Source organism: Vibrio sp. YT-19(2023) (assembly GCF_033337395.1).
Genome location: NZ_JAWOQN010000016.1, coordinates 20,849 through 44,384 on the forward strand (window position 1 = coordinate 20,849; position 23,536 = coordinate 44,384).

The 23,536-nt window shown below is 45.4% G+C and carries 33 protein-coding genes; 28 read left to right on the plus strand and 5 right to left on the minus strand.

The features are described from left to right. Positions 1 to 3: 3 nt before the first annotated feature. The 21 genes from rpsC to rplQ all read left to right on the plus strand — a co-directional run bounded on the left by rpsC (position 4) and on the right by rplQ (position 10,287). Positions 4 to 702: a 30S ribosomal protein S3 gene (gene rpsC, locus R7E78_RS13390; protein ID WP_005383161.1), complete on the plus strand. Its 699-nt coding sequence runs from the start codon at positions 4 to 6 to the stop codon at positions 700 to 702. An 11-nt stretch (positions 703 to 713) separates the two neighbouring features. Continuing rightward, positions 714 to 1,124, plus strand: coding sequence for a 50S ribosomal protein L16 (gene rplP / locus R7E78_RS13395; RefSeq protein WP_005379577.1), 411 nt, complete (start codon positions 714 to 716; stop codon positions 1,122 to 1,124). Then, complete coding sequence (gene rpmC, locus R7E78_RS13400) at positions 1,124 to 1,315, plus strand: 50S ribosomal protein L29 (protein WP_005379576.1); 192 nt, start codon at positions 1,124 to 1,126, stop codon at positions 1,313 to 1,315. The genes rplP and rpmC overlap by 1 nt, the downstream gene beginning before the upstream one ends. Next, positions 1,315 to 1,569: a 30S ribosomal protein S17 gene (gene rpsQ / locus R7E78_RS13405; RefSeq protein WP_005379575.1), complete on the plus strand. Its 255-nt coding sequence runs from the start codon at positions 1,315 to 1,317 to the stop codon at positions 1,567 to 1,569. Before rpmC ends, rpsQ begins: the two co-directional genes overlap by 1 nt. 162 nt (positions 1,570 to 1,731) lie before the next feature. After that, a complete protein-coding gene (rplN, locus tag R7E78_RS13410) occupies positions 1,732 to 2,103 on the plus strand; it encodes a 50S ribosomal protein L14 (RefSeq protein WP_004410450.1) in 372 nt (123 codons plus the stop codon). Between the two features lie 13 nt (positions 2,104 to 2,116). Next, a complete protein-coding gene (gene rplX / locus R7E78_RS13415) occupies positions 2,117 to 2,434 on the plus strand; it encodes a 50S ribosomal protein L24 (RefSeq protein ID WP_005379574.1) in 318 nt (105 codons plus the stop codon). A gap of 23 nt (positions 2,435 to 2,457) precedes the next feature. Next, the gene (rplE, locus tag R7E78_RS13420; protein ID WP_005379573.1) at positions 2,458 to 2,997 is read left to right on the plus strand and encodes a 50S ribosomal protein L5; all 540 of its coding nucleotides are present in this window, start codon (positions 2,458 to 2,460) and stop codon (positions 2,995 to 2,997) included. 17 nt (positions 2,998 to 3,014) lie between these two features. Continuing rightward, the gene (rpsN, locus tag R7E78_RS13425) at positions 3,015 to 3,320 is read left to right on the plus strand and encodes a 30S ribosomal protein S14 (RefSeq protein ID WP_004410442.1); all 306 of its coding nucleotides are present in this window, start codon (positions 3,015 to 3,017) and stop codon (positions 3,318 to 3,320) included. 29 nt (positions 3,321 to 3,349) lie between these two features. After that, positions 3,350 to 3,742 (plus strand): 30S ribosomal protein S8, encoded by a 393-nt coding sequence (gene rpsH, locus R7E78_RS13430; RefSeq protein ID WP_005379572.1) that lies wholly within the window; start codon positions 3,350 to 3,352, stop codon positions 3,740 to 3,742. Between the two features lie 13 nt (positions 3,743 to 3,755). Next, on the plus strand, positions 3,756 to 4,289 hold the full coding sequence (rplF, locus tag R7E78_RS13435; RefSeq protein WP_005379570.1) for a 50S ribosomal protein L6: 534 nt from the start codon (positions 3,756 to 3,758) through the stop codon (positions 4,287 to 4,289). A 9-nt stretch (positions 4,290 to 4,298) separates the two neighbouring features. After that, positions 4,299 to 4,652: a 50S ribosomal protein L18 gene (gene rplR / locus R7E78_RS13440; RefSeq protein ID WP_005379568.1), complete on the plus strand. Its 354-nt coding sequence runs from the start codon at positions 4,299 to 4,301 to the stop codon at positions 4,650 to 4,652. Positions 4,653 to 4,666: 14 nt separating this feature from the next. After that, positions 4,667 to 5,170: a 30S ribosomal protein S5 gene (gene rpsE / locus R7E78_RS13445; RefSeq protein WP_004745894.1), complete on the plus strand. Its 504-nt coding sequence runs from the start codon at positions 4,667 to 4,669 to the stop codon at positions 5,168 to 5,170. A gap of 7 nt (positions 5,171 to 5,177) precedes the next feature. Further along, entirely contained in the window at positions 5,178 to 5,354 is a 177-nt protein-coding gene (gene rpmD / locus R7E78_RS13450) for a 50S ribosomal protein L30 (RefSeq protein WP_005379565.1), read from the plus strand. A 5-nt stretch (positions 5,355 to 5,359) separates the two neighbouring features. Then, positions 5,360 to 5,794: a 50S ribosomal protein L15 gene (rplO, locus tag R7E78_RS13455; RefSeq protein ID WP_005383155.1), complete on the plus strand. Its 435-nt coding sequence runs from the start codon at positions 5,360 to 5,362 to the stop codon at positions 5,792 to 5,794. 20 nt (positions 5,795 to 5,814) lie between these two features. Then, positions 5,815 to 7,149 carry a preprotein translocase subunit SecY gene (gene secY, locus R7E78_RS13460; RefSeq protein WP_005379562.1) on the plus strand — a complete coding sequence of 445 codons (1,335 nt, stop codon included), beginning with the start codon at positions 5,815 to 5,817 and terminating at the stop codon, positions 7,147 to 7,149. A gap of 38 nt (positions 7,150 to 7,187) precedes the next feature. Continuing rightward, positions 7,188 to 7,301: a 50S ribosomal protein L36 gene (gene rpmJ / locus R7E78_RS13465; RefSeq protein ID WP_000868186.1), complete on the plus strand. Its 114-nt coding sequence runs from the start codon at positions 7,188 to 7,190 to the stop codon at positions 7,299 to 7,301. Positions 7,302 to 7,450: 149 nt separating this feature from the next. Continuing rightward, positions 7,451 to 7,807, plus strand: a complete 357-nt coding sequence (gene rpsM, locus R7E78_RS13470) for a 30S ribosomal protein S13 (protein ID WP_005383154.1) — start codon at positions 7,451 to 7,453, stop codon at positions 7,805 to 7,807. Positions 7,808 to 7,825: 18 nt separating this feature from the next. Continuing rightward, positions 7,826 to 8,215 (plus strand): 30S ribosomal protein S11, encoded by a 390-nt coding sequence (gene rpsK / locus R7E78_RS13475; RefSeq protein WP_001118870.1) that lies wholly within the window; start codon positions 7,826 to 7,828, stop codon positions 8,213 to 8,215. A gap of 27 nt (positions 8,216 to 8,242) precedes the next feature. Next, positions 8,243 to 8,863: a 30S ribosomal protein S4 gene (gene rpsD / locus R7E78_RS13480; protein WP_005383146.1), complete on the plus strand. Its 621-nt coding sequence runs from the start codon at positions 8,243 to 8,245 to the stop codon at positions 8,861 to 8,863. A 24-nt stretch (positions 8,864 to 8,887) separates the two neighbouring features. Next, a complete protein-coding gene (locus R7E78_RS13485; protein WP_005383143.1) occupies positions 8,888 to 9,880 on the plus strand; it encodes a DNA-directed RNA polymerase subunit alpha in 993 nt (330 codons plus the stop codon). Between the two features lie 26 nt (positions 9,881 to 9,906). Then, the gene (gene rplQ, locus R7E78_RS13490; RefSeq protein WP_005383141.1) at positions 9,907 to 10,287 is read left to right on the plus strand and encodes a 50S ribosomal protein L17; all 381 of its coding nucleotides are present in this window, start codon (positions 9,907 to 9,909) and stop codon (positions 10,285 to 10,287) included. Between the two features lie 135 nt (positions 10,288 to 10,422). On the opposite strand, the gene R7E78_RS13495 is transcribed toward rplQ, so the two are convergent. Both R7E78_RS13495 and R7E78_RS13500 read right to left on the minus strand, forming a co-directional pair. Continuing rightward, positions 10,423 to 10,902 (minus strand): DUF2780 domain-containing protein, encoded by a 480-nt coding sequence (locus R7E78_RS13495; RefSeq protein WP_017820297.1) that lies wholly within the window; start codon positions 10,900 to 10,902, stop codon positions 10,423 to 10,425. A 153-nt stretch (positions 10,903 to 11,055) separates the two neighbouring features. Further along, on the minus strand, positions 11,056 to 11,676 hold the full coding sequence (locus tag R7E78_RS13500; protein WP_262644143.1) for an FKBP-type peptidyl-prolyl cis-trans isomerase: 621 nt from the start codon (positions 11,674 to 11,676) through the stop codon (positions 11,056 to 11,058). 232 nt (positions 11,677 to 11,908) lie between these two features. Here R7E78_RS13500 and R7E78_RS13505 point away from each other — a divergent pair, with 232 nt between their 5' ends. Then, entirely contained in the window at positions 11,909 to 12,505 is a 597-nt protein-coding gene (locus tag R7E78_RS13505; protein ID WP_017820296.1) for a LysM-like peptidoglycan-binding domain-containing protein, read from the plus strand. Positions 12,506 to 12,596: 91 nt separating this feature from the next. Here R7E78_RS13505 and R7E78_RS13510 read toward each other — a convergent pair whose 3' ends face one another. After that, entirely contained in the window at positions 12,597 to 13,058 is a 462-nt protein-coding gene (locus tag R7E78_RS13510; RefSeq protein ID WP_025768352.1) for a GNAT family N-acetyltransferase, read from the minus strand. A 142-nt stretch (positions 13,059 to 13,200) separates the two neighbouring features. Between R7E78_RS13510 and dbpA the strand changes: the two genes are divergently transcribed. After that, positions 13,201 to 14,580, plus strand: a complete 1,380-nt coding sequence (dbpA, locus tag R7E78_RS13515; RefSeq protein WP_005379583.1) for an ATP-dependent RNA helicase DbpA — start codon at positions 13,201 to 13,203, stop codon at positions 14,578 to 14,580. Between the two features lie 54 nt (positions 14,581 to 14,634). Here the strand turns inward: dbpA and R7E78_RS13520 are convergent, their stop codons facing one another. Together R7E78_RS13520 and cpdB are read right to left on the minus strand one after the other, a co-directional pair. Then, the gene (locus tag R7E78_RS13520; protein ID WP_017820293.1) at positions 14,635 to 15,213 is read right to left on the minus strand and encodes a Crp/Fnr family transcriptional regulator; all 579 of its coding nucleotides are present in this window, start codon (positions 15,211 to 15,213) and stop codon (positions 14,635 to 14,637) included. Positions 15,214 to 15,310: 97 nt separating this feature from the next. Further along, positions 15,311 to 17,272 carry a 2',3'-cyclic-nucleotide 2'-phosphodiesterase gene (cpdB, locus tag R7E78_RS13525; RefSeq protein ID WP_262644142.1) on the minus strand — a complete coding sequence of 654 codons (1,962 nt, stop codon included), beginning with the start codon at positions 17,270 to 17,272 and terminating at the stop codon, positions 15,311 to 15,313. A 275-nt stretch (positions 17,273 to 17,547) separates the two neighbouring features. On the opposite strand from cpdB, the gene cobA reads away from it, so the two are divergent. The 5 genes from cobA to cysC all read left to right on the plus strand — a co-directional run bounded on the left by cobA (position 17,548) and on the right by cysC (position 23,457). Beyond that, positions 17,548 to 18,423: a uroporphyrinogen-III C-methyltransferase gene (gene cobA, locus R7E78_RS13530; protein WP_031780800.1), complete on the plus strand. Its 876-nt coding sequence runs from the start codon at positions 17,548 to 17,550 to the stop codon at positions 18,421 to 18,423. A 59-nt stretch (positions 18,424 to 18,482) separates the two neighbouring features. Further along, positions 18,483 to 19,391 carry a sulfate adenylyltransferase subunit CysD gene (gene cysD, locus R7E78_RS13535; protein WP_005379592.1) on the plus strand — a complete coding sequence of 303 codons (909 nt, stop codon included), beginning with the start codon at positions 18,483 to 18,485 and terminating at the stop codon, positions 19,389 to 19,391. Positions 19,392 to 19,409: 18 nt separating this feature from the next. Continuing rightward, complete coding sequence (gene cysN / locus R7E78_RS13540; protein ID WP_017820290.1) at positions 19,410 to 20,840, plus strand: sulfate adenylyltransferase subunit CysN; 1,431 nt, start codon at positions 19,410 to 19,412, stop codon at positions 20,838 to 20,840. Positions 20,841 to 21,090: 250 nt separating this feature from the next. Next, positions 21,091 to 22,815, plus strand: coding sequence for an SLC13 family permease (locus tag R7E78_RS13545; RefSeq protein ID WP_005379596.1), 1,725 nt, complete (start codon positions 21,091 to 21,093; stop codon positions 22,813 to 22,815). 24 nt (positions 22,816 to 22,839) lie between these two features. After that, the gene (gene cysC, locus R7E78_RS13550; protein ID WP_005379598.1) at positions 22,840 to 23,457 is read left to right on the plus strand and encodes an adenylyl-sulfate kinase; all 618 of its coding nucleotides are present in this window, start codon (positions 22,840 to 22,842) and stop codon (positions 23,455 to 23,457) included. The last annotated feature ends 79 nt before the right edge of the window (positions 23,458 to 23,536 follow it).

The window sequence follows — 23,536 nt, forward strand, 5'->3', positions numbered from 1 at the left end:
GCAATGGGTCAAAAAGTACATCCAAATGGTATTCGTCTAGGCATCGTTAAGCCTTGGAATGCTACATGGTTTGCTAACACCAAAGATTTCGCTGACAACCTAGACGGCGACTTCAAGGTACGTCAGTTCCTTACAAGTGAACTGAAAAAAGCGTCTCTATCACGTATCGTTATCGAGCGTCCTGCTAAGAGCATCCGTGTGACTATTCACACTGCTCGTCCAGGCGTTGTTATCGGTAAGAAAGGTGAAGACGTTGAGAAGCTACGCGCAGCTGTAGCTAAAATTGCAGGTGTACCAGCGCAAATTAACATCGCTGAAGTACGTAAGCCTGAACTAGATGCGCAACTTGTTGGTGACAGCATCGCGTCTCAGCTAGAGCGTCGTGTTATGTTCCGTCGTGCTATGAAGCGCGCAGTACAAAACGCAATGCGCCTAGGCGCTAAAGGTATCAAAGTGGAAGTAAGCGGTCGTCTAGGCGGCGCTGAAATCGCACGTTCAGAGTGGTACCGTGAAGGCCGTGTGCCTCTACACACTCTACGTGCTGACATTGATTACGCAACTTCTTCGGCTCACACTCAATATGGTGTGATCGGCATTAAAACTTGGATCTTCAAAGGTGAAATCCTAGGTGGTATGCCAGCAGCTAACGCTGTAGAGCCTAAAGGCGACAAGCCTAAGAAGCAGCGTAAAGGCCGTAAGTAAGGAGTCGACAGATGCTACAACCTAAACGTACTAAGTTCCGTAAGGTTCAGACTGGTCGTAACCGTGGTCTAGCTAAAGGTACTGATGTAAGCTTCGGCGAATTCGGTCTTAAAGCTGTTGGCCGTGGTCGTCTAACTGCTCGTCAAATCGAAGCGGCACGTCGTGCAATGACACGTCACGTTAAGCGTCAAGGTAAAATCTGGATCCGTGTGTTCCCAGACAAACCAATCACAGAAAAACCACTTGAAGTTCGTCAAGGTAAGGGTAAAGGTAACGTTGAGTACTGGGTAGCCCAAATCCAACCTGGTAAGGTTATGTACGAAATGGGTGGTGTACCTGAAGAATTGGCACGTGAAGCGTTCCGTCTTGCGGCACGTAAACTGCCTTTCAAAACTACATTTGTAACTAAGCAGGTGATGTGATGAAAGCACAAGATCTACGCGAGAAAAGCGTTGAAGAGCTTAACGCTGAGCTAATGAATTTGCTACGCGAACAGTTCAACTTGCGCATGCAAGCTGCGACTGGTCAACTACAGCAAACTCATACTCTGAAAGCTGTACGCCGTGATATCGCACGTGTGAAAACTGTTTTGACTGAGAAGGCAGGCGCATAATGAGCGAAGTAAAACGTACTCAACAAGGTCGTGTTGTTAGCGACAAGATGGACAAGTCTATCACTGTTGCTATCGAACGTTTCGTAAAACACCCAATCTACGGTAAATACGTAAAACGTACGACTAAAGTACACGCACATGACGAGAACAACGAGTGTGGCCTAGGCGACACAGTTGAAATCGCAGAGTGTCGTCCACTGTCTAAGACTAAGTCTTGGACTTTGGTAAAAGTTCTAGAAAAGGCGAAGATTTAATCTCGTTAATTCTATGAAACTAAAGCGGCTCCAAAATATTTTTGGAGCCGTTTATTTTTTGACTACCCAATCACAAAAAAGGGTGGTACAATTCGCGTCCCTTTTAAAGAGGCAGCCCGACCCGTGATGGGTCTAGTTATTAATATTTAGCGGAGCACTAACATGATCCAAATGCAAAGTATGCTGGACGCAGCTGATAACTCAGGCGCACGCAGCGTAATGTGTATTAAGGTTCTGGGTGGCTCTCACCGCCGTTATGCACATATCGGTGACGTCATCAAAGTTACTGTGAAGGAAGCAATCCCTCGCGGTAAAGTTAAAAAAGGTGATGTTCTGAAGGCGGTGGTAGTGCGCACCCGTAAAGGCGTACGTCGTCCTGACGGTTCTGTCATTCGCTTCGACCGAAATGCTTGCGTATTGCTAAACGACAATACTGAGCAACCAATCGGTACACGTATCTTTGGTCCTGTGACACGCGAACTTCGTGGCGATAAGTTCATGAAGATCGTTTCACTGGCTCCAGAAGTTCTGTAAGGAGCACGTAGAAATGGCAGCTAAAATCCGTCGTAATGACGAAGTAATCGTTCTTGCTGGTAAAGACAAAGGCAAGAAAGGTAAAGTAACTAAGGTTCTAGCAACTGGTAAAGTTATCGTTGAAGGTATCAACCTAGTTAAGAAACATCAGAAACCTGTTCCAGCTATGGGTATCCAAGGCGGTATCGTAGAGCAAGAAGCAGCTATCGACGTTTCTAACGTGGCTATCTTTAACGCAGCTACTGGTAAAGCTGACCGTATCGGTTTCCGTTTTGAAGACGGCAAAAAAGTTCGTTTCTTCAAGTCTAACGGCGAAACCGTTTCTAACTAATAGAAGTAATTTGGAGTTCTACTATGGCGAAACTGCATGATTACTACAAGTCGTCTGTAGTCGCTGAACTGACCAAACAGTTCGGTTACACAAGCGTCATGCAAGTCCCTAGAATCGAGAAAATCACCCTAAACATGGGTGTTGGTGAAGCAATCAACGATAAGAAACTGCTAGAAAATGCAGCGTCTGATATGGCAACGATCTCTGGTCAAAAGCCACTTATCACAAAAGCGCGCAAATCTGTTGCAGGTTTCAAAATCCGTGAAGGCTACCCTATCGGTTGTAAAGTAACCTTGCGTGGCGAACGTATGTGGGATTTTCTTGAGCGTTTAATTAACATCGCTCTTCCACGTGTACGTGACTTCCGTGGTGTTAGCGCTAAGTCTTTTGACGGTCGCGGTAACTACAGCATGGGCGTTCGCGAGCAAATCATCTTCCCGGAAATCGACTTTGATAAAGTTGATCGAGTACGCGGTCTAGACATCACTATTACGACGTCTGCTGGTACTGATGAGGAAGGCCGTGCTCTGCTGGCTGCCTTTAACTTCCCATTCCGTAAGTAAGGTGAAGGGTTACTGTTATGGCTAAAAATTCAATGAAAGCACGTGAAGCAAAACGTGCGAAGCTAGTAGCTAAGTTCGCTGAAAAGCGTGCAGCGCTAAAAGCTATCATCAGCGATGTAAACGCATCTGAAGAAGATCGTTGGAACGCGGTTCTTACACTGCAATCTCTTCCACGTGATTCAAGTGCATCACGTCAGCGCAACCGTTGCAACCAAACTGGTCGTCCACACGGTTACCTACGTAAGTTCGGTCTAAGCCGTATTAAGGTTCGTGAAGCTTGCATGAAAGGCGAGATTCCGGGTCTTCGTAAGGCTAGCTGGTAATTGCCACTTAATCATTTGGAGTAAATCATATGAGCATGCAAGATCCGATTTCGGATATGCTGACCCGCGTTCGTAACGGTCAGGCAGCAAACAAAGTTGCTGTAAAAATGCCTTCTTCAAAGCTTAAAGTTGCAATTGCTGCACTACTAAAAGCTGAAGGTTACATCGTTGACTTCGCTGTTGAAGGCGAAGCAAAACCTGAGCTAGAAGTTACACTTAAGTACTTCCAAGCTAAACCAGTAATCGAGCAACTTAAACGTGTTTCTCGTCCAGGTCTACGTGTTTACAAGAAGAAAGATGAACTTCCTTCTGTAATGGGTGGTCTTGGTATTGCTATCGTTTCTACTTCCAAGGGTCTTATGTCAGACCGCGCTGCACGTAAAGCAGGTCTTGGTGGTGAAATCATCGCTTACGTAGCTTAATAAGGAGTAGACTATGTCTCGTGTTGCAAAAGCACCTGTCGCTATTCCAGCTGGCGTAGAGGTGAAACTAAACGGCCAAGAAATCACTGTAAAAGGTGCGAAAGGCGAACTAACTCGCGTTCTTAACAACGCAGTTGTAATCGCTCAGGAAGAAAATAACCTGACTTTCGGTCCTAAAGAAGGTGTTGCTAACGCATGGGCTCAAGCAGGTACTGCTCGCGCTCTAGTTAACAACATGGTTGTTGGTGTTACTGAAGGCTTTACTAAGAAGCTAACTCTTAAAGGTGTAGGTTACCGTGCTGCTATCAAAGGCAACGCTGTAGGTCTAACACTAGGCTTCTCACACCCAGTTGAGCACGAGTTGCCAGCGGGTATTAAAGCTGAATGTCCAAGCCAAACTGAAATCGTGATCACTGGTGCTGACAAGCAACTAGTTGGTCAAGTTGCGGCTGACATTCGTTCTTACCGTGAGCCTGAGCCATACAAAGGCAAAGGTGTTCGTTACGCAGATGAAAATGTGCGTACTAAAGAAGCTAAGAAGAAGTAAGGTAACACTATGGATAAGAAAGCATCTCGCATCCGTCGTGCTACACGTGCACGTCGTAAGATTGCAGAACTGGGTGCGACTCGCCTAGTTGTACACCGTACTCCTCGTCACGTGTACGCACAGGTTATCGCGGCTAACGGCTCTGAGGTTATCGCAGCAGCTTCTACTGTAGAAAAAGCGATCCGTGAGCAAGTGAAATACACTGGTAACGTTGATGCAGCTAAAGCAGTGGGTAAAGCTATTGCTGAGCGCGCTCTAGAGAAGGGCGTAACTGCAGTTGCATTTGATCGTTCTGGTTTCCAATACCACGGTCGAGTAGCGGCGCTAGCAGAATCTGCTCGCGAAGCTGGTCTGAAATTCTAAGGTAGGGTTGGAAGATGGCTAAAGAACAACAAGTTCAAGCGAATGATTTGCAAGAAAAGCTAATCGCAGTTAACCGTGTTTCTAAAACGGTTAAAGGTGGTCGAATCATGAGCTTCACTGCACTAACAGTAGTTGGTGACGGTAACGGTCGTGTAGGTTTCGGTTACGGCAAAGCTCGTGAAGTACCTGCAGCGATTCAAAAAGCAATGGAAAAAGCGCGTCGTAACATGACTACGATCGCTCTAAACGAAGGCACTCTTCACCACCCAGTGAAAGGTCGCCATTCGGGCTCTAAAGTTTACATGCAGCCTGCTGCAGAAGGTACTGGTGTTATCGCAGGTGGTGCGATGCGTGCAGTACTAGAAGTTGCTGGTGTACACAACGTACTATCTAAAGCGTACGGTTCTACGAACCCTATCAACATCGTTCGTGCAACGATCGATGCACTAGGTAGCATGAAGTCACCAGAAATGGTTGCTGCTAAACGTGGTCTAACTGTTGAATCTATTTCGGAGTAAGAACACCATGGCAACTATTAAAGTAACTCAAACTAAAAGCTCAATTGGTCGTCTGCCAAAGCACAAAGCTACTTTGCGCGGTCTAGGTCTTCGTAAAATCAACCACACAGTAGAACTTGAAGATACTCCGTGTATTCGCGGTATGATCAACAAGGTTTACTACATGGTTAAAGTTGAGGAGTAATCAGAATGCGTTTGAATACTCTAGCACCGGCTGCTGGCGCGAAAACTTCTGCGAAGCGAGTAGGTCGTGGTATCGGTTCAGGCCTAGGTAAAACTGGTGGCCGTGGTCACAAAGGTCAAAAATCACGTTCTGGCGGCAGTGTTCGTCCAGGTTTCGAAGGCGGTCAGATGCCTCTGAAACAACGTCTACCAAAATTCGGTTTCACTTCTCGTAAGAGCCTAGTGTCTGCTGAAGTTCGTCTAGCTGAGCTAGCGAAAGTTTCTGGTGACGTAGTTGATCTAAACAGTCTTAAAGCTGCTAACATCATCACTAAGAACATCGAATTTGTAAAAGTTGTTCTTTCTGGTGAAATCAACAAAGCAGTGACTGTTAAAGGTCTACGTGTGACTAAAGGCGCTAAAGCTGCAATCGAAGCTGCAGGCGGTAAAATCGAGGAATAATCTCGAGGAACGAGGTACAGATGGCTAAGAAACCAGGACAAGATTTTCGTAGTGCTCAGAGCGGCTTAAGTGAACTAAAGTCGCGCTTGTTATTCGTAATTGGTGCACTTTTAGTATTCCGAGCCGGCTCTTTTGTGCCGATTCCTGGTATTGACGCTGCTGTACTTGCCGATTTGTTCGAACAGCAAAAAGGTACCATCGTTGAAATGTTTAACATGTTCTCCGGTGGTGCTCTTGAGCGTGCATCTATATTAGCATTGGGCATCATGCCGTATATTTCGGCATCTATTGTTGTCCAATTGCTAACTGTAGTTCATCCAGCGTTAGCTGAACTCAAAAAAGAGGGTGAAGCAGGCCGTCGTAAGATAAGCCAATACACACGCTACGGCACGCTTGTACTTGCAACCTTCCAAGCTATAGGTATTGCAACTGGCCTACCAAACATGGTCGACAATCTGGTTGTTATCAACCAAACCATGTTTACGCTAATTGCTACCGTAAGTTTAGTAACCGGTACCATGTTCTTGATGTGGTTAGGTGAACAAATTACAGAGCGCGGAATTGGTAACGGTATTTCGATACTGATTTTTGCAGGTATTGTTGCTGGATTGCCTTCTGCAATCGGTCAAACAATCGAGCAAGCGCGTCAAGGTGAATTGCATGTACTTCTTCTGTTGCTAATCGCGGTATTAGCTTTTGCAGTAATTTACTTCGTTGTTTTCATGGAACGTGGTCAACGCCGAATCGTCGTTAACTATGCGAAACGTCAACAAGGTCGTAAAGTATTTGCTGCGCAAAGCTCGCACTTGCCTCTTAAAATTAACATGGCAGGTGTAATTCCAGCGATTTTTGCATCAAGTATTATCTTGTTCCCAGGAACATTGGCTCAGTGGTTTGGTCAAAACGGTGAGAGCAGCGCGTTCGGTTGGTTAACTGACGTGTCTTTGGCTCTTAGCCCAGGTCAACCGTTGTATGTAATGCTTTATGCAGCAGCAATTATCTTCTTCTGTTTCTTCTACACGGCGTTGGTTTTCAACCCGCGTGAAACAGCAGATAACTTGAAGAAGTCTGGTGCATTCGTACCCGGTATCCGCCCAGGTGAGCAGACAGCGAAATACATTGATAAAGTAATGACACGTTTAACCCTTGCTGGAGCACTGTACATTACCTTTATCTGTCTGATTCCCGAGTTCATGATGGTCGCGTGGAACGTACGTTTCTACTTCGGCGGTACATCGCTACTAATCGTAGTTGTTGTAATTATGGACTTTATGGCACAGGTACAGACTCATCTGATGTCTCAACAGTATGATTCTGTGTTGAAGAAAGCGAATCTGAAAGGCTACGGCCGTTAATCCGGCGGTAGACTCAGTTTCATTTACGGAGTTTAGCAATGAAAGTTCGTGCTTCCGTTAAAAAAATCTGCCGTAACTGTAAAGTAATCAAGCGTAACGGTGTCGTTCGCGTGATTTGCAGTGAGCCAAAGCACAAACAGCGCCAAGGCTAATTAGCAGAAATTTTTACTTGAAAATGAAGGTTGGGTCGAGTATATTCCTCGGCCTACCTTTTGCGTGCAAAAGAAGTAGTATTCCGCAGCGTATCCATAACGGGCTTTGCTGCGGCTAATTCTTTTATAGAAACACTTAGGAGTGAATAATGGCCCGTATAGCAGGCATTAACATTCCTGATCAGAAACATGCAGTAATCGCTCTAACAGCGATCTACGGCATCGGTAAAACTCGCTCTCAAGCTATCCTAGCTGAAGTGGGTATTGCTGAAAATGTTAAGATCAGTGAACTAACTGAAGAGCAGATCGATCAACTGCGTGATGGTGTAGCTAAGTACACTGTAGAAGGTGATCTACGTCGTGAAGTATCTATGAACATCAAGCGTCTTATGGACCTTGGCTGTTACCGTGGTCTTCGTCATCGTCGCAGTCTACCACTACGTGGACAGCGTACTAAAACCAACGCTCGCACCCGTAAGGGTCCGCGTAAGCCGATCAAGAAATAATCGGGAAGGTAGAGTACAATGGCTAAACAACCAACTCGCGCTCGTAAGCGCGTACGCAAGCAAGTTGCAGATGGCGTTGCGCACATCCATGCTTCTTTCAATAACACAATCGTAACCATTACTGACCGTCAAGGTAACGCTCTTGCATGGGCTACTGCAGGTGGTTCTGGTTTCCGTGGTTCTCGTAAGTCTACTCCGTTCGCTGCACAGGTTGCTGCTGAGCGTTGTGCTGAAATGGCTAAAGAATACGGCCTAAAGAACTTGGAAGTTATGGTTAAGGGTCCTGGTCCAGGTCGCGAATCTACTGTTCGTGCACTAAACGCCGCTGGTTTCCGCATCACAAACATCGTTGATGCTACACCAATCCCTCATAACGGTTGTCGTCCACCTAAGAAACGTCGCGTATAACGTTTCTAGGACAATTGGAGAAGAATCATGGCAAGATATTTGGGTCCTAAGCTGAAGCTTAGCCGTCGTGAAGGCACTGACTTATTCCTTAAGTCTGGTGTTCGCGCGATCGATACCAAGTGTAAAATTGATAACGCACCAGGTGTACACGGCGCTCGTCGCGGTCGTCTATCTGAGTATGGCGTTCAGCTTCGTGAGAAGCAAAAAGTACGTCGTATGTACGGCGTTCTAGAAAAACAATTCCGTAACTACTACAAAGAAGCTGCTCGCCTAAAAGGCAACACTGGTGAAAACCTACTTCAGCTTCTTGAAGGTCGTCTTGATAACGTAGTTTACCGCATGGGCTTTGGCGCAACTCGCGCAGAAGCACGTCAGCTAGTTAGCCACAAAGCTATCCTAGTAAACGGTAAAGTTGTAAACGTTCCTTCTTTCAAAGTAGCGGCTAATGACGTTGTTTCTATTCGCGAGAAAGCTAAACAGCAAGCTCGTATCAAAGCAGCTCTAGAAGTTGCTGAACAACGTGAAAAACCAACTTGGATTGAAGTAGATGGTGGCAAGATGGAAGGTACATTCAAGCGTATGCCTGAGCGTTCTGATCTATCAGCTGACATCAACGAACAATTGATCGTCGAGCTTTACTCTAAGTAAGGTTTAAACTAAAGAGAGGACACAATGCAGGGTTCTGTAACAGAATTTCTTAAGCCACGTCTAGTTGACATCGAACAAATCAGCTCGACTCACGCAAAAGTAACTCTTGAGCCATTAGAGCGTGGCTTTGGTCATACTCTGGGTAATGCACTTCGCCGCATCCTTCTATCTTCTATGCCAGGTTGTGCTGTAACAGAAGTAGAAATTGAAGGCGTACTTCATGAGTACAGCACGAAAGAAGGCGTTCAAGAAGATATTCTTGAAATTCTTCTAAACCTTAAAGGTTTGGCTGTGCGCGTTGCCGAAGGCAAAGATGAAGTGTTCATTACTTTGAACAAATCAGGCTCGGGCCCTGTGGTTGCAGGTGACATCACCCATGATGGTGATGTAGAGATCGCTAACCCTGAACACGTAATTTGTCACCTAACGGATGACAACGCTGAGATCGCAATGCGTATCAAAGTTGAACGTGGTCGTGGTTATGTTCCAGCTTCTGCGCGTATCCATAACGAAGAAGACGAGCGTCCTATCGGTCGCCTACTAGTAGATGCTACTTACAGCCCAGTAGACAAAATTGCCTACGCTGTAGAGGCAGCTCGTGTAGAACAGCGTACTGATCTAGACAAGCTTGTTATCGATATGGAAACAAACGGTACTCTAGAACCTGAGGAAGCAATCCGTCGTGCAGCTACAATCCTAGCTGAACAATTGGATGCATTCGTAGATCTTCGTGATGTACGAGTTCCTGAGGAGAAGGAAGAGAAGCCAGAATTCGATCCGATCCTACTGCGTCCTGTAGACGATCTTGAACTAACAGTTCGCTCTGCTAACTGTTTGAAAGCAGAAGCGATTCACTACATCGGTGATCTAGTACAACGTACTGAGGTTGAGCTACTTAAAACGCCTAACCTTGGTAAAAAATCTCTTACTGAGATTAAAGACGTACTTGCGTCACGTGGTCTGTCTCTGGGCATGCGCCTAGAAAACTGGCCACCTGCATCAATCGCTGAAGATTAATCGATACTAGTTAGAAGGATTAGGTCATGCGCCATCGTAAGAGTGGTCGTCAACTCAACCGCAACAGCTCACATCGCAAAGCGATGTTCAGCAACATGGCTAGCTCTCTAGTACGTCATGAAGTTATCAAGACTACTTTGCCAAAAGCAAAAGAGCTACGTCGCGTAGTTGAGCCTTTGATTACACTAGCTAAGACTGACAGTGTTGCTAACCGTCGTCTAGCATTTGCACGTACTCGTGACAACGAAGTAGTTGCAAAACTATTTAACGAACTAGGTCCACGTTTTGCTGCTCGTCAGGGCGGTTACACTCGTATCCTAAAAGCTGGCTTCCGTGCTGGTGATAAAGCTCCAATGGCTTACATTGAGCTTGTAGATCGCCCAGCTGCTGAAGAAGCTGCTGAGTAATCAGTTCGTAAGAACGAGAAAGCCGAGCATTAGCTCGGCTTTTTTGTATCTGTAATTCAGTAAACCTTTATATCCAGCCTGCATTTATTTCAACCCATGCAGACTGGCAATTTAAAAAGTGATTATCACTTGCGCTTATTTACTAGTATTCCACAACCCGCCCAACGAACTTAGAAGCCCTTCGCTAGCGCCTTGCTTGTTCAAGTAATCCAAGATTACTGGAGCAAACTGACTGATCATAGATGGGTCTAAACCTAACGTATCGAATGCACTTTTTACTGCACTGATATTCTCAATATTTCCTAGTAAGCTTTGTGCTCCTTGCAAGTTTGAAAGTCCAGGAATCAAAGACTGTAATTCACTACTATTTTCTTGCGAAAGCTGGCTTTGAGCCAAAGCGAGTAGCGCACCACTGCCTCCGGCTGCTTGCTCAGTGGATACTGGTAATTGGCTAGTTAGCATGTCTGTTAATGGAGATGACTCGGTGTTCAAGCTGCTGCCGACCATGTCCATCAGACCACTTTCTTTACTTTTTTGAGTGACTGAATCTAAGAATGCGTGCGCACTACCAATGTTGATTGATAGGAGTGCTAGAGTTAGGAGTGTTTTACGCATAGTACCTCCAAAGGTTGAGCGTTTTTTAAAAGTGATTTTATTTTTAAAGGCTATCAGAGTGAAAGGTTCAGAGGTGAGAAAGTCTATTCAGTTTAGACAAAAAAACGGCGCTAGTGCGCCGTTTTATTTAATCATAATTGAAAATGGTTTCAATTAGATAATATCTAATAGTTCTACTTCGAAAACTAAAGCTGCAAATGGAGGGATAGCCGCACCAGCGCCACGCTCACCGTACGCAAGATCTTGTGGTACGTATAGCTTCCACTTAGAGCCAACAGGCATTAGTTGTAGTGCCTCTACCCAACCTTTGATCACACCTGTAACAGGGAATTCAGCAGGTTGACCGCGAGATACAGAGCTATCGAATACAGTACCGTCAGTTAGCTCACCGTGGTAGTGAACGCGAACTGAGCTTTCTGCTGTAGGAACTGCACCAGTACCTTCAGAAATGATTTCGTACTGAAGACCAGAGTCTAGAACGTTAACTTCAGGTCGTAGAGCGTTGTCTTTTAGGAACGCTTCGCCTTCTGCTGCCGCAATTTTTGCTGCTTCTTGGCGAGCTGTTTCTGCACGAGTGTGAAGTTCTTGTAGTGCTTTGTTGATTTCATCAATTTCGATTGATGGCATGTCACCAGTTAGTGCTGTTGCAATACCCGCTGCGATAGCATCAACGCTAAGATCTTCAAGACCAGAGCCTGCAAGTTGCTGACCCATTTGCAGACCAATGCCGTAGCTTGCTTTTTGTTCTGCAGTTTCAAATTTAATTTCAGACATGAATGTCGCTCTTATTAGGAGTGATAAAGGTAACAGGATATCAGTTTCGAGCTTAGGTTTAAATGATTGCGACTGAATGCTTAATTGAGGCGGCCAGGTTGTGACTTATCTCTTACTCCAAGTGAAATTTCTGCTAATTTAATCCCAATTCCATTTTAGTTTGGTGAAAAACATATACTCTCCGCGTCGGTATTTTTATACTGGCCGTAGAAGTATTAAGGGACTCATTACAATGAATCGTCGCAGAAAGAAAAAGCAGCAAGTCGACTATGTCGAGTTGGTTAAACAAAAATTCGCTGCTATCGACTGGAAGCAGCCGTTCAACAAAGAGCAATGGTTGGAGCGTATACAGCCTGTTAAGCAGTTTTGGTTGCGCCTGCCTAAATTTCATCAGCGTGCTTTGATGGTCTTAGTGCCATTGATTCTGGTACTCCTTGTTATTCCTTTGCCGAATAAAACAGACCAGCCAGTTGAGCAGACTGAGGTCGATCATCAACGCGTAGCGATTGAGCTGAACGCGCAGAGTTTAAGCCAGCAGCGAACCTCTCAGAACTCTGGACCGAAATCTGAAGACTGGAAAGAGTACACGGTTAAAAATGGTGATACATTAGCGCAGGTTTTCAGAAGTAATCAGCTCTCTATGGCGGATCTTAGCGCTCTGGTCAAAATAGAAGGCAGTGATAAGCCGCTAAGCCAAATAAAGCAGGGACAATTGATTCGCTTTAAGCTTAGTGACGAAGGCGAGTTAGATATGCTACAGCTGGAAAAAAGCGGGCGGTCCGTTATGTTTTTCCGTTTATCGGATGGGACCTTTGGACGTAACAAGTAAACGCTTCAAATGAAAAGACGCGAAGATATCGCGTCTTTTTAGTCAGTTTTTCATAGCGATTAGTTTTCATAGTAACCAATCGAGTTGAAGCTTATAGCGCTACGGATTCTTTCCGCATATCCACATGAGGGATACCATCTTCAAGATAGCACTCTGAGATAACCTTGAATCCATGACTAGCATAAAACTGGATGAGGTGTTCTTGAGCACCTATATCTATTGTCTGTCCTGGCCATAATGTTTCGCATTGTGCCAAGGCCTTGTCCAATAACTTATGACCTAAGCCACCGCCTCGCGCGGTCTGCTTTGTCACCACTCGACCAATACTCACATTGTCATACGTAGTGCCTGCGGGCAGTAATCTTGCGCAAGCAACCAGTTCATCACCGTGATAGCCTATTAGATGATAAATGCCTTCCAGCGTGTCCTTACCATCAAGTTCAGGGTAAGGGCAGGTTTGTTCAACAACGAATACATCCACACGCAATTTCATCATTTCATACAGCTGCGTGGTTGTTAGCTGAGCAAAGGGCAAAGTAATCCAAGTGAGCATGTTGTTTTCCGTAATGAGAATAGAGTGACTGACTTTACTTTGTTTTGAGCTCATACTCATTAACAAAGGTTAATTAGCACTGGTTTTCCCACCAAATCTGGTGATAATGTGCCCTCTTTCCATCTCACCTGAGGATATCCCCGTGAGCAAACAAACATTCGATCAAGTTGGGCTTAACCCAGCGTTACTCGCCACACTTGATTCCCTGAACTATACCCACATGACGCCAATTCAAGCTTTGAGCTTGCCTGCAATCCTAAAACATCGTGATGTCATCGGGCAGGGTAAAACGGGCTCAGGTAAAACCGCTGCATTTGGTTTAGGGGTTTTATCGAACCTCAACGTCAAACGCTTTCGTGTCCAGTCATTAGTATTGTGTCCAACACGTGAGCTTGCAGATCAAGTAGCGAAGGAAATTCGTACTTTAGGTCGCGGCATTCATAATATTAAAGTGCTTACTCTCTGCGGTGGGATGCCAATGGGGCCACAAATTGGTTCGTTAGAGCATGGTGCGCATATCCTAGTTGGTACTCCTGGTCGTATTTTGGATCACCTTGAAAAAGGCCGAATTGATCTTAGCGAACTGAATACCTTGGTGCTAGATGAAGCTGATCGCATGTTGGACATGGGTTTCCAAGACGCATTAGATGCAATCATCGATGCAGCGCCAAAGCAGCGTCAAACTCTACTTTTCAGTGCTACTTTTCCAGAAAAAATTGAGCAAATTGCGCAGCGTATAATGCAGACACCGGAAGTGATTAAGGTGGAATCGACGCATGATACTTCAAGCATTGCGCAGTACTTCTATAAAGTTGAAGGCTCGGAAGCGCGTGATGAAGCATTGGCGAATTTGCTGCTGACTCACCAACCAGAGTCCGCGGTTGTTTTTTGTAATACCAAAAAAGAAGTGCAAAGTGTCGCAGATGAGTTGCATCACAAAGGATTCAGCGTTATCGATATCCACGGGGACTTAGAGCAGCGTGAACGCGACCAAGCATTGGTGCAGTTTGCTAACAAGAGTGTGTCTATCCTTGTTGCAACAGACGTTGCAGCGCGTGGTTTGGACGTTGATAATCTTGATGCTGTCTTTAACTTTGAGCTATCGCGCGATCCTGAGGTTCATGTGCACCGTATTGGTCGTACAGGTCGTGCGGGTAGTAAAGGTTTAGCGTTTAGCTTTTTTGGTGAGAAAGACGGTTTACGTGTAGCTCGTATTGAAGAATACCTAGAGATGGACGTGGTACCAGCAACATTGCCTGCCAAATCAAATCAGCAGCCATACCAAGCGAAGATGGTGACGATTAACATTGATGGCGGTAAGAAACAGAAAGTACGACCGGGTGATATTTTAGGTTGTCTGACAGGAAAAAATGGTATTCCAGGCTCTCAAGTCGGAAAGATCCATCTGTTCCCTGTGCGCGCTTATGTTGCCGTCGAAAAGTCTGTGGCTAAAAAGGCTCTACAAACCATTAGTAACGGCAAGATGAAAGGGCGCCAGTTCCGGGCGCGAATTCTTAAATAGCTCAAATAGCAGAGAAAAAGCTCTTCGTTTGAAGAGCTTTTTTCTTTTTTGAGTTTATTTGAGAGTGTGATCTTTGGTTAAGCGTGCTTTGATTCGACTCAAACTGATTGGTGTAATGCCCAGGTAGGCCGCAATTTGACTATCGGTAATACGTTGCTTTAAATCTGGGTAATGAGCGCAAAATAATTGATATCGTTCTTCTGGAGAGTAGAGCAACATAAAGCGTTCTTTGTTCTCTTTATTAACCAGTTGGTTTTCGAGTAGCTTTAAGTAAATGGCGTGCTTTTCTGCTCGCCAGTGATGCAACGTTTCAATTGGCAAGCAAAATAGCTGACAAGCGCTCAGCGTTTCCAATAAGTAAGGCGAAGGTTGGTCCTTTATTATGCTCTCAAACCCGATAACCCAGTCCTTCTCCCAATAAAATTCTTTACTGAATTCTTTGCCGTGCTCAGTAAGATAGCTTGCGTGGCATAACCCCTCAATGATGAAGTAAAGGTGTGAGCTAAACTCCCCTTGGTGATTAAGAATGTGGCGTGTAGGCAGTTCGAGTAACTCACCATTTTCAATAAGTTGGTTTGCTTCTGTCTCTAAAAAGCCATGTTTGACTAAGTCTGAAAAAAGATCGCTGTGCATGTGATAACTCAGAAACGGTTTTCTTTATTTTAACGGGTTTTATTGGTAACAAAAAAGCGGCTCATGAGAGCCGCTTAGTGTTGTTGTCAAATCAACCTTATTTATTCAGATCGATTTGATAAATTGCGAAACCAATGTCGTCTGTTGACACGCGTTTCATTGGGTATTGTCCTTTCTCTTTGATGAACTGCGCCGCTTTATCGCTAGGGGAGGTTTCGAAACGAATATCTAGCTTGTTATCGGACTTAATCGGTGCGAAAGACCAGTTGTTGTCAGCGCTTGGTGTCACTTCTCCTTTTTCTTCACTCACGCGAGAAATATAAGTGGCGACGACAGAGCGGTTTTCATCTGGTGCGTCAAATGCAATGAAATCTGGGCCTGTACCAGGGAAAGTATTGCTATATGCACGGTAGTTATTGGTTGCGATGATGAAATCTTGCTTCGGATTGACAGGCTTACCATTGAACGTCAGATTCACAATGCGCTGAGAATCTGGATTAATCACTTTACAATCCGCATCGTACTTCGGCGGTTGGGTAACGTCGATTTGGTAGTTAACCCCATCAATAACATCGAAGTTGTACGTACGGAAATTATCCCAATCAATCAAAGATTGCGGTTTAGGATTGTTGATGTCGATGTGGTTGAATTGACCCGCACTGCACTCTAGCCATTCGCGAACTTCTTTACCTTTCACTTTCATCGCAACCAAGGTGTTTGGATATAAGTAAAGATCGGCCGCATTACGGAAGGTGAGCTGACCGGATTCTACTTCTGTAAAGTTATTCGGATCGTTCTTACGACCGCCGACTTTAAATGGTGCTGCCGCACTCAGTACTGGAATGTCAGAAAGGTCTGGGTCGCCTTGAATAAAGCGTTCTACGTAGTCTTTCTGAGCAAGGTTAACGATTTGAATGGTGGGGTCGTCCTGCACTAATGCCAAGAAGCTGTACATGACATCATTTGCTTTGCCGATTGGTTGGTTTACAAATTCACGAGTGCCTTTGTGATCTTCTTCTAACGCTTTCACAATATCTGCATCGGCTTTAGCTAATGACTTCTTATTTACTTTATCGAAGATAGGGCGTGCTTCTGCTTGGCCTTCGACGACTTGCCATCTGCCGTCTTTCTCTTTCAGCATCAAATCCATCACACCTACGTGACTTCCCCAGCGGCCCGGCATCACGGACGTTACACCATTGATGGTCCCTTTATTTATATCAACACCAGGTAGGTTTACGAAGTCTTTCCCTGGGAAGACGGCGTGAGAGTGACCAAAAGCAATCGCATCAATACCTTCAACTTCTGTGAGGTAGTAAACAGAGTTTTCAGCGCCTAGTTTGTATGGATCAGTAGAAATGCCCGAGTGTGGAATCGCCACAATCACGTCTGCGCCTTCTTTCTTCATTTGAGGAATCAGTTTCTCTGCTGTTTCCTTAATGTCTTTAGCAAAGACTTTGCCTTCTAAGCTCTTCTTATCCCACACCATAATTTGTGGTGGTACAAAGCCGATGTAACCCACTTTTATTTGATGCGCTTCGCCGTTTGTGTCTTTAAATGTGTGAGTTTTGATGAGGTAAGGCTTGAAGTAATGCTCACCGGTTTGTTTATCAAATACGTTTGCATTGATGTAAGGGAAGTTTGCACCCTTCAACGTCGTTTGTAGGAAATCTAAGCCATAGTTGAACTCATGATTGCCAATGTTGCCCACATCGTAGTCTAGCTGGTTCATCGCTTTGTAGACTGGGTGCACGTCGCCAGGATTAATCCCCTTTGCCGCCATGTAATCGCCCATTGGGCTGCCCTGAATTAAATCACCGTTATCTACTAGTACCGTGTTTTCTGTCTCGGACTTAGCTTGTTTCACTATTGTCGCTGCGCGACTTAAACCGATTTGCTGTGATGGTTGGTCTTTGTAGTAATCGTAATCCATCACGTTGGTGTGAATGTCGGTGGTTTCGATAATACGAAGCTTGATGGTATCGGCCATTGTTGGGCCAGCAAGCGTTAGCATGCCACTTAATACTGCGAGGGAAATAGGATGAACTGCCACTTTCATTTGGTGCTCCAATTCAATGATAAGGGGAAATCGTACTGCGTAATGTATCAAACACGGATGCAACTCGATGATAAAGATACAGAAAACTGTGAACATTAATCAGTTTACTGAACCTTATTCATATTAACCGCCGACTTTTTCACGCTTTTGAATGAGACCAAACAAAAACTTCTTAGCAGATTTTTGAATAAAAAATGAAATTTTAGAATTTCAGGTAATATAAACGCCCCGCCATAATGCTTGCATAACGATATCAATGGACGATGAGCAAGCACATGGCAACGAACGATTCAGTCACTTCTTTTCCTAAACCAAAGCCCCGGTTAGTTTCTGACAACCCAGTCGCTGGTGTTACTCGTTTTGCAAAGCAATCGCTACAGCCTGGTGAAGTCGCCTTAGTAGGTGCAGGACCAGGCGATCCTGAACTTCTGACGGTGAAAGCACTGAACTGCTTGCAGCAAGCTGACGTGGTTTTGTACGACTACTTGGTGTCTGAAGAAATCATGGCATTGATTCCAAGCGATACGATTTTGGTGTGCGTTGGGAAGCGAGCTGGGCATCACAGTGTGCCGCAGGAGAAGACGAATCAGCTTTTGGTGGATTTTGCCAAGCAGGGCTACAAAGTAGTGCGCATTAAAGGTGGGGATCCGTTTGTATTTGGTCGTGGTGGTGAAGAGTTAGAAGTGCTTGCTGATGCCGGCGTTCGTTTTCAAGTTGTCCCTGGCATTACCGCAGCAGCTGGCGCAACCGCTTATGCTGGTATTCCACTGACTCATCGTGATTATGCGCAATCGGCCATCTTTGTGACTGGCCACTTGAAAGAAGAAAGTGATGAGATGGATTGGTCCACGTTGGCGCGTGGGAATCAGACTTTAGTGATCTACATGGGGCTGATGAAATCACACTATATTCAGAATCAACTCATTAAGCATGGCCGTTCAGCGTCGACTCCGATTGCCATTATTGAGCGTGGCACGCAGATTCAACAAAAAGTATTTACGGGAGAACTCTCCCAACTCTCTGATTTATCGAAGGAAGCACAATCGCCATCTTTGATTGTTGTCGGAGAGGTAGTGCGGCTGTCTCAAAAGTTAGACTGGTTTTTGTCTAGTACTGAATTCAACAAAAGTGCTATTGCCAACTCCATATAATTTCAGACCAAAGATTAGAGACGTAATGCGCCTTCAAGCTTAAAAAGGAAATACAAAACATGGACCAACAACGTTTAACTCACCTTAAACAACTCGAAGCGGAGAGTATCCACATCATCCGTGAAGTTGCGGCTGAGTTTGATAACCCAGTCATGATGTATTCGATTGGTAAAGACTCATCAGTGATGCTGCACCTTGCGCGTAAAGCTTTTTACCCAGGTAAGATTCCATTTCCATTGCTGCATGTTGACACCGATTGGAAGTTCCGCGAGATGATTGAATTTCGTGATCGCACCGCGGCCAAATACGGTTTTGAGCTTTTGGTACATAAGAATCCAGAAGGTCTAGCCATGGGCTGTAGTCCGTTTGTTCATGGTTCTTCTAAGCACACTGACATCATGAAGACTCAAGGCTTAAAACAAGCGCTGAACAAGTACGGTTTTGATGCGGCCTTTGGTGGTGCGCGCCGCGACGAAGAGAAATCACGGGCGAAAGAGCGCGTGTATTCATTCCGCGATAAGAACCATACATGGGATCCTAAAAACCAACGTCCTGAGCTATGGAAGACGTACAACGGCCAGGTCAATAAGGGTGAGAGCATTCGTGTATTCCCGCTGTCTAACTGGACTGAGCTTGATATCTGGCAATACATCTATTTAGAAAACATCGAGATCGTGCCGCTTTACCTCGCGGACAAACGCCCAGTTGTTGAACGCGATGGCATGCTGATCATGGTTGATGATGATCGTATGGAGCTTCAACCGGGTGAAGTGATTGAAGAGAAGAGTGTGCGCTTCCGTACCCTTGGTTGTTATCCATTGACTGGGGCCATCGAGTCTGAAGCAAACACTTTAACTGGCATTATCGAAGAGATGCTGGTGGCAACGTCGAGTGAGCGCCAAGGCCGAGCGATCGACCACGATCAGTCAGGATCGATGGAGCTTAAGAAACGTCAAGGTTACTTCTAAAGGATCTAAGGAAAGATAATGAACAGTGCAGTTGAAGCTCAATTAGCCGAGCTTGGTATCGAAGGCTATTTAACACAACACCAGTACAAGTCGTTACTTAGATTCTTGACTTGTGGCTCGGTGGATGACGGTAAAAGTACATTAATCGGTCGCTTACTCCATGACTCAAAACAAATTTATGAAGATCAGCTAGCGGCAGTGCACTCAGACAGCCAACGTGTGGGTACCACGGGTGAAAAGCCTGACCTTGCGTTGTTGGTCGATGGCTTACAAGCTGAGCGTGAGCAGGGGATCACGATTGATGTGGCTTACCGCTATTTCTCGACGCAGAAACGTAAATTCATCATTGCAGATACTCCTGGACACGAGCAGTACACACGTAACATGGCTACAGGTGCATCGACATGTGACTTAGCTGTGATTCTGGTTGATGCACGTAAGGGCATTCTCGATCAAACTCGTCGTCACTCTTTCATTTCCAACCTGTTGGGCTTGAAGCACTTTGTTGTGGCGATCAACAAGATGGACTTAGTGGATTACTCGCAAGAGCGCTTTGAAGAGATCCGCGACGAGTATTTGAAGTTCTCTGAGAATCTGACAGGGGATATTGATATTCAAATCATCCCGATCTCAGCGCTTGAAGGGGACAATGTGGTGGATAAAGGCCAAAACCTGACTTGGTTTAAAGGCCCATCATTGCTTGAGCTTCTTGAAACGGTCGATGTGGATCAAGAAAAAGGCGCGGGTGAATTCCGCTTCCCTGTGCAATACGTTAATCGTCCTAACCTCGATTTCCGTGGTTTTGCGGGGACCATTTCTTCTGGTTCGATCAAAGTCGGTGATGCCATTAAAGCATTGCCATCGGGTAAAACGTCAACTGTGGCACGTATTGTGACATTTGATGGTGATATCGAAGAAGCTCGTGCCGGATTAGCTGTCACTCTGACGCTAAGCGATGAGATCGATATTAGCCGTGGCGATTTGATTGTTCTAGATAATGCTCAAGTGGAAACCACAAACCATTTGCTTGCCGATGTGGTATGGATGACAGAGCAACCCCTGCAACCGGGTCGTGACTATGACATCAAAATCGCAGGTAAGAAAACCGTAGGTCATGTTGAAGCGATTCGTCATCAATATGACATTAATAATCTCTCGACTCATAGCTCGGCAGAGCTGCCATTGAATGGTATTGGTTTGTGTGAATGGTCTCTTAATGAGTCAGTCGCGCTGGACAATTATCAAGACTGTGCAGATACCGGTGGCTTTATCATTATCGATCGTCTGACAAACGTGACGGTTGGTGCTGGCATGGTTAAAGAGAGCCTCGCCGTGGTTGAGCGCGATTTGACGGGCATCTCTGCGTTTGAAGTTGAGCTTAATGCGCTTGTCCGTAAACACTTCCCACACTGGGAAGCAAAAGACGTCAGCCAGTTTCTGAAAAAGTAACTGGCTCACCCAAGTACGATAATTTCAGGCACTGTTTGCTGTTGTACTTGGGGTGTCGCTACCTAACTGAATTGCGAAATGTCGTTAGGTATTCTCCTAATACCAGAATGCTTCGGTGGAGCCCAAGAAACCGAGCATTCTGATGTTCTTTTCGCTTGCGCTGATTTTTGTCTGTTTGCTCGTTTGTCGGTGATTCATGGATAAATGAGTCGTTGTTGTGCCCTTTAGGGCTATTTGGTAAGGAAAGGCTATGTGGGAACAAGGGTTTGTGTTAGCGATTTTGCTTGGCATTATCACTTGCTTGCTTGTCACGAAAATTAAGCCTAGTTATGTCTTTGCGGGTGCCGCTTTTATTGCATTCATGGCTGGGATGATGGATTCAGCCACTATCGCATCCAATTTTACCAACTCTTCATTGTTAACCCTGGTTCTATTGATTCTTGCATCCTGTGCTCTAGAAAAAACACTGCTGATCAGTTGGGTGAGCCGAAGTATCTCTGAGGGCCAGTTAGGCAGCGTGATTGCTAAGCTCGGTGTGTCGACCGCCTTGCTTTCTTCATTTACGAATAATACCGCTGTGGTTGTCTCATTGATTGGGGCGATTAAGCGTAATCAGCAGCATGCACCTTCGAAATTACTTATTCCCTTGTCTTACGCCGCCATTTTTGGTGGCACGTTAACTTTGATTGGTACGTCGACTAACTTAATCATCAACAGCTTTGTCGAAGACGCAGGCTTACCGAGCCTGAGCTTTTTTACACCTACGATGATAGGTTTGGCTGTGCTGGTGGGAGGGATGCTGATTCTTATCCCGCTCAGCTACTTGCTACCGAATTATGATGATCAAAACCAAGAAGATTTACCTTACTTTCTTGAGTCTCGCGTTGAGCCTGGATCACCGCTAGTTGGGCGTACGATCAGCGAGAATAATTTACGTGCGCTGCGCAAACTGTTTCTTGCAGAAGTGGTGCGCGATGGTGTTACTGTTTCTTCTGTGGGACCGGATTTTGTGCTCAACGCAAAAGACCGCCTGTTATTTTGTGGCGATGTTGAGAGCGTCGCGACCCTGCAAGAAATTCCGGGCCTCAAGTTGTTTGGTCAGCAGCACTTAAATGGGCAAAACTTTATCGAAGTTGTGGTGAGCTCGTCGGCGACGTTTTGCTACAAAACCCTCAAAGAGAGCCGATTCCGCGACCGATTCGATGCCGTTGTTGTGGCGATTCGCCGAGGCCACGAACGCCTAGAAGGTGGCTTGGGTAGCATTACCTTAGCGCCAGGGGACACGTTAGTTCTGGTTCCAGGCAAGCGTTTTGAGTCTGAACGCCGAGCTCATCGTAAAGAGTTTGTTTTAGTGCATGACTTGGACTCTAGCGCTCGGCTTGATACTAATAAGTCTTCCATTGTATTACTGGGCTTTGCAGCCGTAATTGGATGCGCTCTATTAGAGTTAGTACCGATTATTAAAGGTCTAGCTGCGTACCTTATCGCGCTTATTGCGTTTGGTATTGTGCAGATTTCAGAACTGCGCCGCCGTTTTCCGATTGATATCGTCGTGATTGTCGGTTCCGCTTTGTCTATTGCTCAACTGATGATCTCTTCTGGATTGTCAGAAAGAATGGGAGTGATGTTTATTGAAGCGTTTAATGGCTGGGGAGTATTTGGTGCCTTGGTGGCGACTTATATCATGACATTGGTACTCACTGAATTGGTGACAAACAATGCCGCGGCTGCGCTTTCTTTTCCTATCGGCTATAGCATGGCGGTGGGTTATGGCGTGGATCCGATGCCATTCATCATGGCGGTTTTGTTCGGCGCGAGTGCGAGCTTTATCTCTCCCTACGGTTACCAAACTAACCTGCTGGTGTACAGCGTAGGAAATTACAAATTGACCGACTACGTGAGAATTGGAGTGCCAATTTCGATTGTGTACTCTGTATTAGTACTTACTTTGATCCCGGTCTTTTTCCCGTTTTAATTCCGATATTTACAAGGATACGTTATGACTGCCGAAACGACGGTAAAAGATGAAAACATTGTTTGGCACCAGCATTCGGTTGATAAACAGTTTCGTGCTGAATTAAAGAAGCAAAAACCTGCCGTATTGTGGTTCACTGGTTTATCTGGAGCGGGTAAATCAACCGTAGCAGGGGCGTTGGAAAATCGCCTTGCAGCATTGGGTTACCACACCTATTTATTGGATGGTGACAATGTACGACATGGTTTGTGTAGCGATTTAGGTTTTTCTGAACAGGACCGTCGCGAGAACATTCGTCGCATTGGTGAACTGGCGAAGTTGATGGCAGATGCGGGTTTAATTGTTCTGTCGGCGTTTATTTCACCGCATCGTGCAGAGCGGAAGTTAGTGCGCGATTTATTGCCAGAAGGCGAGTTTATCGAAGTGTATGTCAATGCATCTCTAGAGGTTTGCGAAGGTCGAGATCCTAAGGGTTTATACCGTAAAGCCCGTGCGGGAGAGATTCCTAATTTCACTGGTATTGATTCGGAATATCAAGCGCCAGAGAACCCTGAAATCGATTTGCCCGCGGGAGAAAAGAGTGTCGATGAGCTGGTGGATTTGTGCTTAATCGATCTTAAACAACGCGGTGTGATCCGATAAAAAAGCATTTAGATCATAGGTGACCTAAAGCTCTTTGAGCAGCTGGAGAAGTATTTGGCTCATAGGTAGTCAAATGCTT